The organism is Pseudomonas fuscovaginae SE-1 (assembly GCF_000364705.1).
Taxonomy (GTDB): domain Bacteria; phylum Pseudomonadota; class Gammaproteobacteria; order Pseudomonadales; family Pseudomonadaceae; genus Aquipseudomonas; species Aquipseudomonas fuscovaginae_A.
In genome coordinates, this window is the sequence record NZ_AQOH01000105.1 from 1 (window position 1) to 18,347 (window position 18,347).

General features: G+C 64.1%; 14 protein-coding genes and 1 pseudogene. 4 read left to right on the forward strand and 11 right to left on the reverse strand.

Features of this window, described 5'->3' with window-relative positions; genetic code table 11:
* The 5 genes and pseudogenes from K675_RS0111790 to K675_RS0111810 all read right to left on the reverse strand — a co-directional run.
* Positions 1-294 (reverse strand): annotated as a pseudogene (locus K675_RS0111790) (hypothetical protein); the annotation flags it as partial.
* Positions 291-545 (reverse strand): acyl carrier protein, encoded by a 255-nt coding sequence (locus tag K675_RS0111795; protein WP_017903726.1) that lies wholly within the window; start codon positions 543-545, stop codon positions 291-293. The pseudogene K675_RS0111790 and the gene K675_RS0111795, both read right to left, overlap by 4 nt.
* A gap of 9 nt (positions 546-554) precedes the next feature.
* Positions 555-827, reverse strand: a complete 273-nt coding sequence (locus K675_RS0111800) for a phosphopantetheine-binding protein (RefSeq protein ID WP_017903727.1) — start codon at positions 825-827, stop codon at positions 555-557.
* Positions 796-1,614, reverse strand: coding sequence for a lysophospholipid acyltransferase family protein (locus tag K675_RS0111805; RefSeq protein WP_017903728.1), 819 nt, complete (start codon positions 1,612-1,614; stop codon positions 796-798). Before K675_RS0111805 ends, K675_RS0111800 begins: the two co-directional genes overlap by 32 nt.
* Positions 1,590-2,309, reverse strand: coding sequence for a beta-ketoacyl synthase chain length factor (locus K675_RS0111810; protein ID WP_017903729.1), 720 nt, complete (start codon positions 2,307-2,309; stop codon positions 1,590-1,592). The genes K675_RS0111805 and K675_RS0111810 overlap by 25 nt, the downstream gene beginning before the upstream one ends.
* A gap of 364 nt (positions 2,310-2,673) precedes the next feature.
* Here K675_RS0111810 and K675_RS0111815 point away from each other — a divergent pair, with 364 nt between their 5' ends.
* Positions 2,674-3,447: a ParA family protein gene (locus K675_RS0111815; RefSeq protein ID WP_017903730.1), complete on the forward strand. Its 774-nt coding sequence runs from the start codon at positions 2,674-2,676 to the stop codon at positions 3,445-3,447.
* Here the strand turns inward: K675_RS0111815 and trxC are convergent.
* Complete coding sequence (gene trxC, locus K675_RS0111820) at positions 3,444-3,884, reverse strand: thioredoxin TrxC (protein ID WP_017903731.1); 441 nt, start codon at positions 3,882-3,884, stop codon at positions 3,444-3,446. The genes K675_RS0111815 and trxC overlap by 4 nt on opposite strands.
* Before the next feature lie 226 nt (positions 3,885-4,110).
* Between trxC and K675_RS0111825 the strand changes: the two genes are divergently transcribed.
* Together K675_RS0111825 and K675_RS0111830 are read left to right on the forward strand one after the other, a co-directional pair.
* Positions 4,111-4,404, forward strand: coding sequence for a type II toxin-antitoxin system HigB family toxin (locus K675_RS0111825; protein WP_017903732.1), 294 nt, complete (start codon positions 4,111-4,113; stop codon positions 4,402-4,404).
* Positions 4,404-4,805, forward strand: a complete 402-nt coding sequence (locus tag K675_RS0111830) for a helix-turn-helix domain-containing protein (protein WP_017903733.1) — start codon at positions 4,404-4,406, stop codon at positions 4,803-4,805. Before K675_RS0111825 ends, K675_RS0111830 begins: the two co-directional genes overlap by 1 nt.
* Before the next feature lie 21 nt (positions 4,806-4,826).
* On the opposite strand, the gene selO is transcribed toward K675_RS0111830, so the two are convergent.
* The 4 genes from selO to K675_RS0111850 all read right to left on the reverse strand — a co-directional run bounded on the left by selO (position 4,827) and on the right by K675_RS0111850 (position 13,385).
* A complete protein-coding gene (gene selO / locus K675_RS0111835) occupies positions 4,827-6,290 on the reverse strand; it encodes a protein adenylyltransferase SelO (protein WP_017903734.1) in 1,464 nt (487 codons plus the stop codon).
* Positions 6,291-6,343: 53 nt separating this feature from the next.
* A complete protein-coding gene (mscK, locus tag K675_RS0111840; RefSeq protein WP_017903735.1) occupies positions 6,344-9,697 on the reverse strand; it encodes a mechanosensitive channel MscK in 3,354 nt (1,117 codons plus the stop codon).
* A 39-nt stretch (positions 9,698-9,736) separates the two neighbouring features.
* A complete protein-coding gene (locus K675_RS0111845) occupies positions 9,737-11,479 on the reverse strand; it encodes a potassium/proton antiporter (protein WP_017903736.1) in 1,743 nt (580 codons plus the stop codon).
* 103 nt (positions 11,480-11,582) lie between these two features.
* On the reverse strand, positions 11,583-13,385 hold the full coding sequence (locus K675_RS0111850) for an acyl-CoA dehydrogenase (protein WP_017903737.1): 1,803 nt from the start codon (positions 13,383-13,385) through the stop codon (positions 11,583-11,585).
* Positions 13,386-13,590: 205 nt separating this feature from the next.
* Here K675_RS0111850 and K675_RS31855 point away from each other — a divergent pair, with 205 nt between their 5' ends.
* A complete protein-coding gene (locus tag K675_RS31855) occupies positions 13,591-14,739 on the forward strand; it encodes an anthrax toxin-like adenylyl cyclase domain-containing protein (RefSeq protein WP_017903738.1) in 1,149 nt (382 codons plus the stop codon).
* Here the strand turns inward: K675_RS31855 and putA are convergent.
* Positions 14,740-18,347, reverse strand: a 3,608-nt coding sequence (gene putA / locus K675_RS0111860) for a trifunctional transcriptional regulator/proline dehydrogenase/L-glutamate gamma-semialdehyde dehydrogenase (RefSeq protein WP_017903739.1), incomplete at its 5' end; no start/stop codon positions are given.

Below are 18,347 nucleotides of genomic sequence, written 5' to 3' on the forward strand. Positions count from 1 at the left end.
GCCGAACTTCAGGCTCAGGCTGAACAGGCCGAGCATGAAGCCGCTGATCAGCACCGGATACCAGCGCAGCAGCGACGGGCTGTTGACCAGCCCCAGCAAGCCACAGAAAGCGATGGCGCACAGGGCCATCCACAGGCTGCCGGGCTTGCGTCCGCCGGTCAGGGCACGGGCCAACCACAGGCTGCCGAGCAACAGCCCGAACTGCCAGGGGGCGAAATGCTCGATGCCGAAATACACCGCGAAGGGGTACAGCAGGCCCGCCAGCAGCAGGCCCAGGCCGATCAGTCGGCTCATGCGGCCGGCTGGACCAGCCGGAAGACGGCCTCGACCACGTCATTGACGGTGCGCACCGCCTTGAATTCCTCGGCGGCGATCTTCTTGCCGGTCTGGCGCTTGATGTGGTCGATCAGGTCCACGGCGTCGATGCTGTCGATTTCCAGGTCCTGGTACAGGTTGCTGTCGAGGGTGATGCGCTCGGGTTCGAGCTCGAACAGTTCGACCAGGGCATCGCGCAGGGTGTTGAAGATGTCTTCACGGGTTTGCATGGTGGTGTCTCACGCTGCCTGTTTTGCCGTGACGAAAGCCGCAAGGCTGGCCACGCTGGAAAAATGGTCACGGGTGTCCTTGGCGTCGGCGTCGATCTTGATGCCGTAGCGCTTCTGGATGGCCAGGCCCAGTTCGAGGGCGTCCACCGAGTCCAGGCCCAGGCCTTCGCCGAACAGCGTCTGCTCGTTGCCGATGTCCTGGGCGCTGATGTCTTCGAGACCGAGGGCTTCGATGATCAGCTCCTTGATTTCAAGGTGCAGGGCGCTTGTTGGATCGCTCATCTGTGGCGAGCTCCTTAATGAAGTAATGATGCAGAAAATCGTTGAGCTTGCGCGAAGCCTGGGGCGCGGGGCCTTGGCTGGCGAAGCTCTGTGGGTCTATATCGGCCCCGACACGAAAACTGAAGTGCACCCGGCGGTGCGGGATGCGATACCAGGGTTCGGCCTTGGTCAGGGTGGTGGGGCTGACCTCGATCACCACGGGGGTGATGATTCTCGCACCGCGCAGGGCAATTGCGGCGGCGCCGCGATGAAAGGCCGGTGCCGTGCCGGGCGAGGTGCGGGTACCCTCGGGAAAAATGATCAGGGTCTGGCCGTCCTGCAGGGCGCCGACAGCGGTATCGAGCATGTCCATGCTGCCGTCGTTGCTGATGTACTCGGTGGAGCGCACCGGCCCGCGTGTGAACGGGTTCTGCCAGAGGCTCTGTTTGACCACGCAGTTGGCGTTGCGCACCAGGCCGATCAGGAACACCACGTCGATCAGCGAAGGGTGGTTGGCGATGATCATCTGTCCGGGGCGTCCGAGTCGATCGGCTCCTTCGACCTCGTAGGTCAGCACGCCGCTGCGGGCCATGAAGCGGATGAACAGCCAGAACAGCCGGCTCACCGTCCGTCGGGCGCGCTCGCGCTGGCGTTGCGCGTCGCCGGGCAGGCAGGCGAGCAGGGGGAAAATCACCAGGCGCAGGCACAGGCCGCCCAGGCCGAACAGGGCAAAGCTGATGGCGGTGGCCAGCAGGCGCCAGCAATAGGCATCGCGGGACCTGGTCATGCTCGGCGTTGCCAGGTCCATGCGCGGGTCTTCCATGTGTGTTGGCAGGTGCCTTGCGAGCCGAGCAGGGTTCGCACCAGGTTCAGTGCATGGGGCCACTCGGCGCGGGTGCCCTGGTCCTCGCCGCGTCCGAGGGACAGTTGCCAGTCGTCGCCCGGCGTCAGCAGCAGGCCGACGGCGTAGGGGAACGGCACATCGTCGATCCAGCGGCTGTAGGCCTCGGGCGGCTGTTCCTCGGTGATCACCAGCAGCACCGCCGGCGCGCCTTCGGCGAGCAGCGCCGCGGCTTCCAGCATGCCGTGCTCGAGGCCGTCGCCATTGGCGGCCAGGGCGGTCATTTCGCTGGTTTCGCCGCGCATGATCGACCACAAGCCGATGATGGCGTTATGCACCGAGAGGCTGAACTGGGTGGGCGAGAGCGGTTGGTCGGCGGCCAGGTCGCTGAGGATTTCCAGTGTGCGCGGGGTTTCTCCGTGGCGGGAGATGAACACCAGGGGCAGCGCCTCGTAGCCTTCGGCCAGTGGCCAGCCGACGCTGAAGGCCATGCGCGCCAGGCGGCTGAGACGACGGCGCTGCATGGCTGGCAGGAACGATACGTCGGGAGCCGCATCGCTCGCAGCCGGAACCGTGGGCTGGTGGCTCCAGGCTTGCCAGTCGGACACACTTTCGAGGCTCGGGGCCCAGGCGCGCCATTGAGCGATATTGAAGTTGATCACTGAGTGTCTTCCCGCCCCTGCGGGCTTCCTTGAAACGCTGCGGCTGGATCCTGGAAGCGATACCAACCTTGGCGTGGCGCTGTGGCCGAGTGGCGCGCATTATCCCGGTGTGGCGGGCTTGTAGCAAACAATTGGCTACATTTTGCACGATAAAATTTGCAGTTGGATCATTGGGTGGGTGTCATATGGCCATTATTCACGTTTTCAGTGACAGGTCTGTCGGTCGTTTCCTCGGCTCAAGTGGAATCTTCTGGGGTTTGCCGGGTTATCGGCGTTTGCCAGGTGGTTCTTGTCTCCTCGAGGTGGCGAAGCGGCAGTCAAGCCCTCTACACTCGGTCATTCATTGATACACGGAGGTCTTGTCATGCGGCGTGTGGTGTTCAATCAGAAAGGTGGGGTCGGCAAGTCGAGCATCGCCTGCAACCTGGCGGCGGTCAGCGCCAGTGAGGGCTATCGGACCCTGTTGGTGGACCTCGATGCCCAGGCCAACTCCACGCAATACCTGACCGGCCTGACCGGTGAAGACATTCCCATGGGCATCGCCGACTTCTTCAAGCAGACCCTGTCCTCGGGGCCTTTCTCGAAGAAGAACCAGGTCGACATCTATGAAACGCCGTTCGACAACCTGCATGTGATCACCGCCACTGCGGAGCTGGCCGACCTGCAGCCCAAGCTCGAGGCCAAGCACAAGATCAACAAGCTGCGCAAACTGCTGGAGGAACTGGCCGAGGATTACGACCGGATCTACCTGGATACCCCGCCTGCGCTGAATTTCTATGCGGTTTCAGCGTTGATCGCCGCCGATCGCGTGCTGATTCCCTTCGACTGCGACAGCTTCTCGCGCCAGGCGCTGTACGGCCTGCTGCAGGAAATCGAAGAACTGAAGGAAGATCACAACGAAGATCTGCAGGTCGAGGGCATCGTGGTCAACCAGTTCCAGGCCCGGGCCAGCCTGCCGCAGCAGATGCTCGACGGCCTGATCGCCGACGGGTTGCCGGTGCTGCCGGTGTACCTGGCCAGTTCGGTGAAGATGCGCGAGTCCCATGAAGCCAGCAAACCACTGATCCACTTCGACCCGCGCCACAAGCTGACCCAGCAGTTCGTTGAACTGCACAGCCTGCTGGAAGAAAACGCCTAGGCCGCGATGCCGTGGCTGCGCAGCCAGGCCAGCAACTGCGGCAACGGAAATGCGCCGCTCTGCCGCGCGACTTCCCGGCCATTCCTGAACAGGATCAGGCTGGGAATCGAGCGGATGCCCAGTTGGGCCGACAGTTGCTGGTTGGCTTCGCTGTCGAGCTTGGCCAGGCGGCACTTGCCGGCCAGTTGGGCCGCCGTCTGTTCGAACACCGGTGCAAAGGATTTGCACGGCCCGCACCAATCCGCCCACACGTCCAGCAACAGTGGCAGGTCGCCCTTGATCTGGCTGGCGTAGTCGCCCTGGTTCAACTCGAAAGGCTTGTTCAACAGCACTTCGCCCTTGCAGCGTCCGCATTTCGGCTGGTCACCGAGGCGTCCGGCGGGCAGGCGGTTGAGGCCGTTGCAGTGGGGGCAGGGGATCAGCAGGGGTTCGGACATGGGCATGTGGCTCCGGGCAATTGACCATCGTTGCTGATTTGGAGGCTGAAGCACGCTTTATCAAGGTGTTGCGCCGGTGTCGCATGCCCTCACATTTTCAACCGATGAATCTCGTCTTGAGCGCCTAGCCTGAAGAGGCGTGCCGTCGGTCAGGTTTTTTTATAGCAAATTGAGATAATCTGACGCGGCGGCTAATCTCTATAGCAGGATGCGATAAGGATGTTGCATGCGTGTGATTACCGAGAAGCGGATTCGGGAGGTCAAGGTGAAATGGCCCGAGGCTGCCAGGGCGTTGGACGCCTGGTGCCGACGTATCAAGGGGAGCAGTCCTGGAAATTTTTCGGCGCTCAAGGCGATCTTTCCGGCAACAGACAAGGTGGGCAGTCTGCATGTGTTTGATATCGGTGGGAACAAGCTGCGCCTGATCGCGGGGGTGCATTATGGTGCCCAGCAGCTGTACATCAAGCATGTGCTGGACCATCGCGAGTATGACAAGGGTAAATGGAAGGGGACGTATTGATGAATGCTGTCATCAAGCAGGCTTCCGAGCACTGGCCGTTTGTGGAGCCATTGCTGCGCAAACCGAAAAACGAGGCTGACTACGATGCCCTGGTGGAGGCGCTCGACCAGTTGCTGGGCCTCATCGGTGAGGATGAATCGAATCCGCTCATGAGCCTTGTGAACATCATCAGTGATTACATTGAAGCCTACGACAAGGAACATTGGCCGATGCCAGTGGCCAGCGGGGCCGAGGTGCTACGGGAAATGATGCGTGAGCACGGTCTGAACCAGAGCGACCTGCCCGGCGTGGGGCCGCAATCGGTGGTCTCCGAGATTCTCAGCGGCAAGCGTCAGCTCAACCTGCGTCAGATTCGCTGGCTGGCCGAGCGCTTCGGGGTGCGAGAGCAGATCTTTATCTGATGTAATCGGATGACTTGTGCTTCAGGATGAGCAACTGATCTCCAGATGCTTGCCCCATTCCGGTGGCCGTTCGGCGTAGGCTTCCATCCCTGGCTGTTCCTCGAACGGTTGGCTCAGTACCGCGTGTAGCTGGCGTACTTCGGTGTAATCACCTTTTTCCGCAGCCTCAATGGCCCGCTGCGCCAGGTAGTTGCGCAGGATGTACAGCGGATTGACCGCCTGCATGCGTGCCTGGCGCCGGTTTTCATCCAGGTCTGGCTCGCGGGCGACACGGGCGACATAGTGTTTGGCCCAGGTATCGAAGCCATTGCGGTCGATGAAGTCGTTGCGCAGCTGCGCCACCGCCTGATCGGCCGGTTGATCGCCCAGGCGGCGGAAAAACAGGGTGTAGTCGACGCCGCCGACCTGCATCCGCTGCAACAGCTCCTCCACCAGTTGCTGGTCGCCATCCTCGGCTGTGGTCAGGCCGAGGCGGCGGCGCATCAGGTCCAGGTAATGGGCCTGGTACAGCGGCAGGAACAGTCCGAGGGCTTCGCGCAGGGCCTCGACGCCGATGAACGGTGTCAGGGCCTGCGCCAGCGCGCTGAGGTTCCACTGGCCGACCGGTACCTGATTGCTGAACGAGTAGCGGCCCTGATCATCGGAGTGGTTGCAGATGAAGTGGGCGTCGAAATCATCGAGGAAGGCGAAAGGACCGAAGTCGAAGGTGATGCCCAGGATCGACATGTTGTCGGTGTTCATCACGCCATGGCAGAAACCATAGGCCTGCCATTTGGCGATCAGTTCGGCGTTGCGCTCGACCACTTCGCGGAACATCGCCAGGTAGGGCTCCGGCTGTTTCAGGCATTCGGGGAAATGCTGTGCCAGCAGGTATTCACCGAGCTGCTTGTGCTGTTCGGTCTGCTGGGTGTAGTAGAAATACTCGAAATGGCCGAAGCGGATATGGCTCGGCGCCAGGCGCAGGACCATCGCGGCGCGCTCCTGGCGTTCGCGCCACACCGGCGTATCCGAGCCGATCACGCACAGCGCGCGGCTGCTGGGGATGCCCAGGGCATGCAGGGCTTCGGACGCCAGGAACTCGCGGATCGACGAACGCAGCACCGCGCGACCGTCGCCCATGCGCGAGTAGGGTGTCTGGCCAGCGCCCTTGAGGTGCAGGTCCCAGTGTTCGCCAGACTGGTTGCGCACCTCGCCGAGCAGCAGCCCGCGGCCATCGCCCAGGCGCGGGTTGTAGGAGCCGAACTGGTGCCCCGAGTAGACCATCGCCCGTGGCTCGGCCTCGGCCCACAGCTTGTGGCCGCCAAACAGTTGGGCAAAGACTTCCTCTTCGGCGCTCGCCGGATCCAGGTCGAGCAAGGCCATGGCCGCCGGGCTGGCCGCGACCAGGCGCGGGTTGTCGATGGGCTCGGGCAGCACGTGGGTGGAAAAGGCATCGCCCAGGCGGGCGAAGCGGTTGTCGAAGGTCAGTTCGTCGAGGGCTTTCAACGGCCATCTCCAGCAGAATGTCCTAGTATTCTGCTGGGATTAGTGCGCTGATGCTAGTCGGGTTTCTTCTGTAGAGGCTGCTGAGGCTCTGTACCGGACTTGTTGGCCGGCACCAGGGTGTCCGCTTCGCCATCGACCGCGACCAGCTTGTACTCGTTGCCGTGCAGGTTTTTGAGATAGACCTCCATCTGCCGGAACGAGATATTGATGTGCTCTTTCTTGAACTCGCGGTTGATGAAGCGGTTGACCTCGTCGATCACCGGGTTGCGGTCGCCCAGGTCGCGAACGTGCATGCGCAGCTCGTGATCCAGGGTGCTTTCACCAAAGTTGAGGAAGTACACGTGCGGTTCGGGCTCCTTGAGCACCCGCGGGTTGTCGCGGGCGGCCTTGAGCAGCAGTTCCTTGACCCGGTCCAGGTCGGAGCCGTAATCGACACCCAGCTTGAGGGTCACGCGGGTGACGGTGTCGGTCAGCGACCAGTTGATCAGTTGCCCGGTGATGAAGGTCTTGTTCGGGACGATGATGTCCTTGCGGTCGAAGTCGGTGATGGTCGTGGCGCGGATGCGGATCTTGCTCACCGTGCCCGACAGTGTGCCGATGGTGATGGTGTCGCCGATCCTGACCGGACGCTCGAACAGGATCATGATGCCGGAGATGAAGTTGGCGAAGATTTCCTGCATGCCGAAACCCAGGCCCACCGAGAGCGCGGCCACCAGCCATTGCAGCTTGTCCCAGCTCACGCCGAGGGTCGACAGGGTGGAGACGAAACCGATGCCGAGAATGATGTAGGACAGCAGGGTGGTCGTGGCGTAGGCGCTGCCCTGGGCCAGATCGAGTTTGGACAGCACCAGGACTTCCAGCAGACCGGGCAGGTTGCGTGCCAGGGCCAGGGTGATACCGATGATCGCCAGGGCGCCGATCAGGTTGCCGAGGGTGATCGGCACCATGCTCATGGCCGCGCCGGTGCCGCTGGTGTATTCATAGAGGGTGATGTTGTCCAGGTAGGAGAACACCGTGATCAGGTCCGACCAGACCCAGTACAGTGCGGCGACGAAGCCGCCGAGCAGGGCCAGGCGGATCAGGCGCAGGGACTGCTGGTTGACCTGCTCTATATCCAGGGTAGGTTCCTCGACCACCGTTTCGCCATCACCCGCTTCCTTGGCCGCCTGGCGTTTGCTCAGGGCGCGCTGATAGGCCAGGCGACGGGCGGCTACGGCCAGGCCGCGAACGAAGGTGGCCTCGATCACCAGCCAGAGCATCAGCAGGTACAGCGTGTCGATCAGCCGGTCACTGAGTTTCAGGGCGGTGTAGTAGTAGCCGAAGCAGACCGCGATGAACAGGGCGATGGGCAGGGCGGTGAACAGGACACCGATCAGCTTGCGGAACAGCGAGGCCTTGCCGTGGTTCGGGCTGCCCAGCAGCAGCCGGCTGAGCAGCCAGGCCATCAGCGCATAGCAGGTCAGGACCACGCCGATGCCGAGTACGTCATCGGCCAGCGAGGCCGGCTGCAGTTCGGCCACGGCCACCACCGCCACCAGGGCCAGCACGACGAAGCCCAGGCGCCGTACCCAGCCCTGGAGGAATTCGACCTGAGGCTTTTCCCAGTGGAAATGCAGCTCGGCGACACCGCCCGGCGCCAGCACCCGGTAGGCGGTGTAGAACACCAGCCAGGCCTGGGAGATCTGTAGCAGGGCGGCGCCGAGGTTGGCGTTCTGGCCGCGGGCGTCGATCTGCAGGGCGTAGCCGCACAGCGCCAGTGCCAGGGTGACCGGCATCGCCAGCAGGATGTTGACCAGGATCGCCAGCGGCGTATGCCATTGGCTGTCACGCTTGAAGTGACCGATGTCCTTGTGGACCTTGCTCAGGCGCCCGTACAGGTAGTTGCGTTTCCACAGGAGTGCGCCGATCACCAGCAGCAGCGGCAAAAACAGCAGGGGCCGTTGCAGCAGGCCGTCGGTCAGTTCGCTGAGGCTGGACAGCCAGGGCAGCGTGGTGACCTGCTTCTGCAGGCGGTTGGGCACGCCCTCCAGCCACTCCAGGTCCAGCGGCTTGTTGCTCGGAATCCAGAACATCTGCTCGTCGAGGGTCGCGCGCAGGTTCTGTGCAGTGCTGAGCAACTGCTTCTGGTTCAGTTGCAGGGTGATGGATTCGTTGAGCAGCGCGCTCAGTTCGCGGTTCAGGCGCTCCAGCAGGTCGCTGCGGGTGACGGCGAGGTCGAGCAGGGTGCGGCGCAGTTGCGGGGTGACCTGCTCCGGCGGCTGGGTCGCCAGCAGGTTTTCCACATAGCTGGACGGGCTGCTGAGCAGTTCGCGCTGCTGATTGACCTCGAACTGGTACAGGCGGATGTCGGCGATCTCGTCCGCCAGGTTCTTGTCGACCTTCAGGCGTGGCAGGGCCTGTTTCTGCTTGTAGAGGATCTTCGACAGCAGCAGGCTGCCCTTGAGCACGTTGATCTGTTCGTCCAGGGCCTGGTCGCTCTGGGTCAGGGTGTCGAGCTGCTGCTTGGTCTGCAGGTTCTGCTGGGTCAGCTCGTTGAGGCGGTCGGTGCTCTTGAGCAGGTAGTCGGAGAGCCGGAGGTTGGTCGCGCTCTCGGTGGCCAGCAGACTGCTGTCGCCGGCCTTCTGCGCCTCGATGGACTGCTGGGTGACGGTCTGCTGGGACTGGGCCAGGCGCTTCTGGTTGATCAGCGTCTGCATGTCCTGGATTTCCTGCTCCAGACGCGCGGTCTTCTCCATCAGCAGGTCGTGCTGGCTGTTGCCCAGGTCCTGCAACTGGCTGTTGCCCGCCAGTTCCTGGCGGCGCAGCAGGATCAGCGCGTTGATCGACGCCAGTTCGGCGTTCAACTGGTTGCGCTGATCGGTGCTGAGGGTCTTGCCGTTGTCCTTGCCCAGCTTGAGGGTGGTGTTGATCTGCTGGATGCGGGTCTGGCTGTTGCTGATTTCCGACTGGGCCCGCTCCGGGCGGGTCTGGGCGGTGATGATCAGGCTGTTGGCGTCGGCCAGGGCCTTCTGCAGCTCACCCTGCTGGGTGGTGCGCTCGGCCAGCAATTGTTCCAGTTGCGGCACTGATTGGCTGGCGTAGCGCTGGGCCACCGGAATCACCTTGGTGGCTTTCAGGCGGGCCAGTTCGCGTTGGTTTTCGCTGGTTTGACGCGGGGCTTCGGCCACCTGCTGCTTGGTCGCGGCCAGACGCTTGGTGTAGTCGTCGGCACTGGACAGCCAGCTCAGGGTCTGTTGCAGCACCTGTTGCAGGGCTTTCTGATCGGCATCCGGCAGCTTGCGGTCGGCGATCTTGTCCAGGCTCTGCTGAACCGACTCGCTGGTGGGTGGCTCGGCAGCCTGCAATGCGCCGACGGAAAGACTCAGGCCCAACAGGGCCGCAAGGGAAACAGAGCGCAAGAAGGACATAGGTACCGATCGAGCCAGGTAAGTCGGGAAGTGGGCAGTTTAGAGGAAGAGTCCCGGCCCTGGGCGACTTCCTTCGGGGAATCTGACGCCGACTTTGCCGATCTTGTTCCCGTCCATGACTGCCACGGTCCAAATGGTGTTGTTCCATACGACCTGGTCGCCGACGATCGGCGCGCCCCCGACCTTGTGGGCGATGAAGCTGCCCAGTGGGGTGTTCGGGTCGTCGCCTTCGAGCTTCAGGCCATACAGGGCCGCGACCGCGCCCAACTGGGCATCGCCTTCGAGGACGAAATCGCCGAAGAAGCGCAGGTCGAGGCCGCGTTGCGGGGCCTGGCTGAACAGTTTGCCGAGGGCTGGCAGGTTGTGTTCGTGGCCGATGACACAGAGCAGGTCGCCGACTTCCAGGGTAGTGCTACCTGACGGATGGAGCAGTTGCTGGCCGCGAAACAGCGCGGCGATCCGCGTGCCTTCAGGCATTTTCAACTCGCGCAGGGCGGCGCCGATGCACCATTTTTCCGCGCCGAGGCGATAGACGAACAGTTCCCACTCGCTGGTGACGTGCACTTCCAGCGCGGCCCGGGAAATCGGCGCCGGCTCCGGCGGTACGGTGACCTTGAGCAGCTTGGCCACCCACGGCAGGCTGGTGCCCTGCACCAGCAGCGAGACCAGCACGATGAAGAACGCCAGGTTGAAGTACAACTGCGCATGGGGCAGGCCGGCCATCAGCGGGAACACCGCGAGAATGATCGGGACCGCGCCGCGCAGGCCGACCCAGGAAATGAAGGCCTTCTCCCGGCCATGGAAGGCGCGGAACGGCAGCAGGCCGACCACCACCGACAGCGGCCGGGCGAACAGGATCATCCACAGCGCCAGACCCAGGGCCGGCAGGGCGATCGGCAGCAGGTCGTGGGGCGTGACCAGCAGGCCCAGCACCAGGAACATGCCGATCTGCGCCAGCCAGGCCATGCCGTCGAGCATGTGCAGGATGCCATGGCGGCTGCGCACCGGTCGGTTGCCGATCACCAGGCCGCACAGGTAGACGGCGAGGAAGCCGCTGCCGTGCAGGGCGTTGGTCAGGGCGAAGACCACCAGGCCGCCGGCGATCACCAGGATCGGGTACAGGCCGTTGGCCAGGTTGATGCGGTTGACCAGTTGCAGCATCAGCCAGCCGCCGCCGAGGCCGATGACGCCGCCGATGCCGAATTCGCGCACCAGGTGGCCGAGCAGGCTCCAGTGCAGGCCGGTCTGGCCGCTGGCGAGCATGTCGATCAGGGTCACGGTGAGAAACACCGCCATCGGGTCGTTACTGCCCGACTCGATTTCCAGGCTGGCGGTGACCCGTTCGTTGAGGCCCTTGCCACCGAGCAGGGAGAACACCGCCGCGGCGTCGGTCGAGCCGACGATGGCGCCGATCAGCAGGCCCTGGATGATGTTCAGGTCGAACAGCCAGGCCGCCGCCATGCCGGTCAGGCCAGTGGTGATCAATACGCCTACCGTGGCCAGCGACAAGGCCGGCCAGAGTGCCACGCGAAAGCTTGCCACCCGTGTGCGCAGGCCGCCGTCGAGCAGGATCACGGCGAGGGCGAGGTTGCCCACCAGGTAGGCGGTCGGGTAGTTGTCGAAGATGATGCCGCCGCCGTCGACGCCGGCGGTCATGCCCACCGCGAGGATGATCACCAGGATCGGGATGCCCAGGCGTGAGGACAGGGAGCTGACCAGGATGCTTGCGCCTACCAGCAACGCGCCGATCAAGAACAGGCTGTTGATGGTCGTCGCATTCAAAGGCAGTACTCCGTAAAGCTGGAAAGACGGGTGCGCGGACTGACTCCATGCAGTCTGCGTGCCAGCAATTCTAACCTGTTGAAATGTACCGCTGTCAAAAGCTTTAGAACCACGCCTCCCGCATCGACAGGCAGGTATCGTCGCGCGCCTGCAGAATCGTCAGCTCATGATGGCAACCAGGCACCTCCCAGGTCAGGAAATAGCGGGCCGCCTGTAGCTTGCCTTTATAGAACGCCAGGTCGGCGGCGTTGCCCCGGGCCAGGCCCTCCTCGGCGCGTACCGCCTGCTCCAGCCAGCGCCAGCCGATCACCGTATGGCCGAAAGCCTTGAGGTACAGCGCCGAGTTGGCCAGGCCGCTGCCGACCTTGCCCTGTGCCAGGTCGCCGAGCAGACCAATGGTCACTTCCTGCAGGCGGGCGACCAGGTGTTCCAGCGGCTCGCGCAGGGCGTCCAGCGACGGGTACGCGGCGGCGCGCTGGCCGGTGTCGGCGATCAGCCGCATCAGTTGCTTGAGACCTGCACCGCCGTTCTGCGCCAGCTTGCGTCCCAGCAGGTCCAGCGACTGGATGCCATGGGTGCCTTCGTGGATCGGGTTCAGGCGGTTGTCGCGATAATACTGTTCCACCGGGTACTCGCGGGTGTAGCCATGGCCGCCGAGGATCTGGATCGCCAGTTCGTTGGCCTTCAGGCAGAACTCCGACGGCCAGGACTTGACGATCGGGGTCAGCAGGTCGAGCAGTTCATGGGCCTGTTTGCGCTCGCTTTCCGACTCCAGGGTGGTGGTGTCGTCGAACAGGCGGGCGGCGTACAGGCCCAGGTCGAAGGCGCCTTCCACGTAGGCCTTCTGGGTCAGCAGCATGCGCTTGACGTCGGCGTGCTGGATGATCGCCACCGGCGCGGTGGTCGGGTCCTTGCTGTCGGGCAGGCGGCCCTGTGGGCGTTCCCGTGCATACTCCAGGGAATACAGGTAGCCCGCGTAGCCGAGCATCACCGCGCCCATGCCGACGCCGATGCGCGCCTCGTTCATCATCTGGAACATGTAGCTCAGGCCGTGATGAGGTTTTCCCACCAGATAGCCGACACAGCTGCCGTTATCGCCGAAGTTCAGCGCGGTAGAGGTCGTGCCACGCCAACCCATCTTGTGGAACAGCCCGGCCAGCAGCACATCATTGCGCGCGCCGAGGCTGCCATCATCGTTGACCAGGAACTTGGGCACGATGAACAGCGAGATGCCCTTCACGCCAGGCGGGGCGTCCGGCAGCTTGGCCAGGACCATGTGCACGATGTTTTCCGACAGTGGGTGGTCGCCGCCGGAAATGAAGATCTTGTTGCCCTTGAGCCGGTAGGTGCCGTCGGCGGCCGGTTCGGCGCGGGTGCGGATATCGGCCAGCGAGGAGCCGGCGTGGGGTTCGGTCAACGCCATGGTGCCGAAGAAGCGCCCGTCGATCATTGGCTGCAGGAAGCGTCGCTTCTGTTCGTCGCTGCCGAAGCTCTCGATCAGGTTGGCCGCGCCCATGGTCAGAAACGGGTAGGAGGTCGAGGCGGCGTTGGCCGACTGGAAGTGCGCGAAGCAGGCCTGGGACAGCAAGGTCGGCAACTGCATGCCGCCGGCCTCGAAGCTGCGCGCGGCATTGAGGAAGCCGGCCTCGAGAAAGGCGTCCACCGCCGGCTTCACTTCCGGGATCAGGATCGCTTCGCCATTTTCATAGCGTGGCTCGTTTTCATCGTTCTTGCGGTTATGCGGCGCGAAGAACTTTTCGGCGATGGTGCGGGCGGTGTCCAGGGCGGCGTCGAAGGTTTCCCGCGAATGTTCGGCGAATCGCTCGCGGCGGGTCAGTCCTTCGGCATCGAGGACTTCGTACAGCTCGAAAGCCAGATTGCGGGAACTGAGCAGCGTCTCGGGCATGGCGGCCTACCTTTGATGGGATGAGCCGAGTCTAGGTGGCTGAATGGGCGATGCCTAGCAAGATTGATCTGGGTGATGGAGGTCAAGGTGACGACGTTATCGGCAGGCGTCCTGCGCCGTTGCTGCTTCGGCTGTGCATGGGTTTTTTCTGATATCCGTCGCGGCTGGCTTGCCAGCAAGGTGTGCCTTTTCTGTTGGGGTAATCATGACGGTCACCAGCAGGCTTTTTATGGAAACGCCTCCGGTCAGGAGTGTGGACGACAAGACGGTTCTCCCGTCAGGGCTTTCTGGCGTCTTGCAGTCAGTGGGCAATGTGCCGTGCAGGGATGCAGCGGTGCCCGCGCGGGAGCTCTTTCCCCAGGTGGAAAACTCGGCGGGCGGGCTGCTGTATGGTGAGGCCTTTCAAGCCGTGGCGGACCGCTATCGCGTCGTGCTCGCTGTGCGTTCGCCCAATCCCCTGGGCGAGCAACTGCTCAAGCAGGGGTATGCCTCGAAGAGCTTTCACGTCAAGGCCAAGTCCAGTGGCACTGGCCCCACGGCCGGTTTCGTCGCGGTGAATCCGGCCTATTCGAAGGTCGAGGCGCAACAGCTCGATGGGCAGCGGCGCAGTATCGACGACGCGCTGTCATCCGGTGCCAGTTCGGTGGATCTGAGGCTGTCCCGTGCGCGGATTGCAACGTTGCTGGAAAGCGCGCATATGAAGCGGGATGGGACGGCCTACCGGGCCGAATACCCGTCGGGTCTGTCCGCTCTGTTCCGTATCGATGAAGAGGGGCGGGTGTTTGACGAGAGTGGGCCGGTTCAGGTGCTGACCAATCCGGGTGATGGTCGGGCGATCACCGCCGATTATGACCTTTTCGCGATTTATCCGCGCCAGGCCCAGTCCGTCAATCAGCGGCCGCTGCACGTTGCGTCCCGGCTCGTCGGCCATGTCTGCGAGGGGCTGCGCAGCCGGGCTCTGCCGTTCACCACGGAGCGGACGGCCTACGAGGGCGCGCGCGAACATGAGGACATGGGCAATATCCATGGTTTCGGCGTGACGCTCGTGAAGGCGCTGAACCAGCAGATCGCAGCGGCGGGCTATACCGGAGGCAACCTGGTCTGGCATGGCGATGAGACTGGCAATCCCTCTTCATCCGGATTCGATCCCAAGGATGAGCCGATCTTCTTTTTTCCCGCGGATCGCCAGACCGGGCAGGCGCCCGAGCCTCGTCGGGTTTCATCCTGGGCGCAATTGCAGGCGTTGCAGGGGTGGTTGAGGGATGAGGGTTTTCATGTCGAGCACAGCCCTCGGTTCGGGCCAGGGCGGAACGCAGGCCTGGCATCCGTTGCGGATGCCAGGCCCTCAGGCTGATCAGCCGATGGTCATCAGGCTGGCGTTACCGCCGGCCGCGGCGGTGTTGACGCTCAAGGCGCGCTCGATCACCAGGCGTTCCAGGGCGATGCCGGTTTCGCCCTGGGACAGACCTTGTACGCCGACGATCGCGCCGGCCCGCTTCGCCACCTGCTGGCACACGGCGCGCAACTGGTCGGAATGACCGTGGTGCAGGACCGCGTCGAAGACCACTTCGTCCTTGTGCCAGTCGGCGACGCGCTGGATGCGCGCCTGCACTTCCTTCGGCAGGCGGGCATACAGGGCCTTGCCCGGCTCGCCCTCCGGCCACACGGCCGAGCTGCCCACCGCCAGCACGGCAGCGAGCTGGGTCAGCAGGTCCGCTTCGAGCTCGGCCAGACACAGCACGTGTTCGCGTGGCAGGATGGCGTAGCTGTTACGCTCGCCGGTCGGGCCGATCAGGGGGCGGGTGATGCCGCTCTGCGACTGGGTGGCGAAGCGTGCGCAGAGGTCTGCCAGATCCTGCTGCTGGTTGGCCGCGGCCCAGGTCTGCAGGGCGTTCAACGGTTTGCCCATGGCCGCACGCAGGCGCAGGTCCGGCGCATTCTGCGCGTCGACGCGGGCAAAGGACTGCTCGATGGCGTCGGCCGGGCGGGTCGACAGCAGGCGGTACAGGTACAGCGGGCCACCGGCTTTCGGGCCGGTCCCCGAAAGACCCTCGCCACCGAACGGCTGCACGCCGACCACCGCACCGACGATGTTGCGGTTGACGTAGACGTTGCCGGCATTGACGTTGTCGACCACCTTGGCGATGGTTTCGTCGATCCGGGTGTGCACGCCCAGGGTCAGGCCGTAGCCGCTGGCGTTGATCTGGGCGATCAGCTTGTCGATGTCCTTGCGTTTGTAGCGCACCACGTGCAGTACCGGGCCGAAGATCTCGCGCTTGAGCTCGTCGAAGCTTTCCAGCTCGATCAGGGTCGGCATCACGAAGGTGCCGCGCTTGCATTCCTCGCCATCGGCGATCGCCATCTGGTAGACGCTGCGACCTTTTTCGCGCATGCCCTGGATGTGCTTCTCGATACCGGCCTTGGCCTCGGCGTCGATCACCGGGCCGATGTCCACCGACAGACGCTCGGGGTTGCCCAGGCGCGATTCAGCCATGGCGCCCTTGAGCATTTCGATCACGCGGTCGGCGGAATCCTCCTGCAGGCACAGCACGCGCAGGGCCGAGCAGCGTTGGCCGGCGCTGTCGAACGCCGAGGACACCACGTCGATCACCACCTGTTCGGTCAGTGCCGAGGAGTCGACGATCATCGCGTTCTGTCCGCCGGTTTCGGCGATCAGCGGGATAGGGCGGCCCTGGTTGTCCAGGCGGCCGGCGACATTGCGCTGCAGCAGGCGAGCCACTTCAGTGGAACCGGTGAACATCACGCCCTTGACCCGCTCGTCACCGACCAGGCGCGCGCCGACGGTTTCACCGCGACCCGGCAGCAGTTGCACCACGCCTTCCGGAATGCCGGCTTCGAGCAGCAGGCGCACGGCCTGGGCGGCGATCAGCGGGGTCTGTTCGGCTGGTTTGGCCAGCACCGGGTTGCCGGCCGCCAGGGCGGCAGCGACCTGGCCACTGAAGATCGCCAGCGGAAAGTTCCACGGGCTGATACAGACCACCGGTCCCAGTGGGCGATGGGCGTCGTTGCTGAAGTCATTGCGGGCCTGCACCGCGTAGTAGCGCAGGAAGTCCACCGCCTCGCGAACTTCGGCGATGGCGTTGGCGTAGGTCTTGCCGGCTTCGCGGACCAGCAGGCCCATCAGTGGCTGGATCTCGCCCTCCATCAGGTCGGCGGCACGTTCCAGGATCGCCGCGCGTTCGGCGGGCGGCGTCGCCTGCCAGATCGGCGCGGCGTTGAGGGCGCACTGGATGGCGTTGTCGACGTCTTCGCCGTTGGCCTCCTGCACATGGCCGACCACGTCGCGGTGATCCGAAGGGTTCAGCACCGGCGCCGGGGTTTCGCTGCTGGAGACGCAGCCAAGCATCGGCGCGGCCTTCCACGGGTTGTTGGCGGTGGCCAGCAGGGCGCAGGACAGGGAGGCCAGGCGGTGTTCGTTGGCCATGTCGATGCCCGCCGAGTTGGCGCGTTCGGCGCCATACAGCTCGCGTGGCAGTGGGATGCGCGGGTGCGGCAGGCCGAAGCCGCCTTCCTGCAGGGCCATCTGCTCGATGCTGGCAACCGGATCGGCGACCAGTTCCTGGATGGACACGGACTGGTCGGCGATACGGTTGACGAACGAGGTGTTGGCGCCGTTTTCCAGCAGGCGGCGCACCAGATAGGCCAGCAGGGTTTCGTGGGTGCCGACCGGGGCGTAGACGCGGCACGGACGGTTCAGCTTGCCCTCGGCGACCTTGCCCACCACCTGTTCGTAGAGCGGTTCGCCCATGCCGTGCAGGCACTGGAATTCGTACTGGCCGGGGTAATAGTTCTGTCCGGCGATATGGTAGATGGCCGACAGGGTGTGGGCGTTGTGGGTGGCGAACTGCGGGTAGATGACTTCCGGTACCGAGAGCAGCTTGCGCGCGCAGGCAATATAGGAAACGTCGGTGTACACCTTGCGGGTGTACACCGGATAGCCTTCCAGGCCCTCGACCTGGGCGCGCTTGATCTCGCTGTCCCAGTAGGCGCCCTTGACCAGGCGGATCATCAGGCGATGGCGGCTGCGGCGGGCCAGATCGATCACGTAGTCGATCACGTACGGGCAGCGCTTCTGGTAGGCCTGGATCACGAAGCCGATGCCGTTCCAGCCGCTCAGTTGCGGCTCGAAGCACAGGCGTTCGAGCAGGTCCAGGGACAGCTCCAGGCGGTCTGCCTCTTCGGCGTCGATGTTCAGGCCGATGTCGTACTGCTTGGCCAGCAGGGTCAGCGACAGCAGGCGCGGATACAGCTCCTCCATGACGCGCTCGTACTGGGCGCGGCTGTAGCGCGGGTGCAGGGCCGAGAGCTTGATGGAGATGCCCGGACCCTCATAGATGCCGCGGCCATGGGAGGCCTTGCCGATGGCATGGATGGCCTGCTCGTAGGACGCCAGGTACTTCTGCGCGTCGTGCTCGGTCAGCGCCGCTTCGCCGAGCATGTCGTAGGAGTAGCGGAAACCCTTGCTTTCGAACTTGCTGGCGTTGGCCAGGGCTTCGGCGATGGTTTCGCCGGTGACGAACTGTTCGCCCATCAGGCGCATGGCCATGTCGACGCCCTTGCGGATCATCGGCTCGCCGCTCTTGCCGATGATGCGGCTCAGCGACGAGGTCAGGCCGGCTTCGTTATGGGTGGCGACCAGCTTGCCGGTCAGCAGCAGGCCCCAGGTGGCGGCGTTGACGAACAGCGACGGGCTGTTGCCCAGGTGCGGCTGCCAGTTGCCGGTGCTGATCTTGTCGCGGATCAGGGCGTCGCGGGTGCCCTTGTCGGGGATCCGCAGCAGCGCTTCGGCCAGGCACATCAGGGCCACGCCTTCCTGGGACGACAGGGAGAATTCCTGCAGCAGGCCCTGGACGATGCCGGCACGGCCGCCGGCGCTCTTCTGGTTGCGCAGTTTCTCGGCGATGGTCGCCGCGAGCTTGTTGGCGGCTTCGGCCGTGGCTG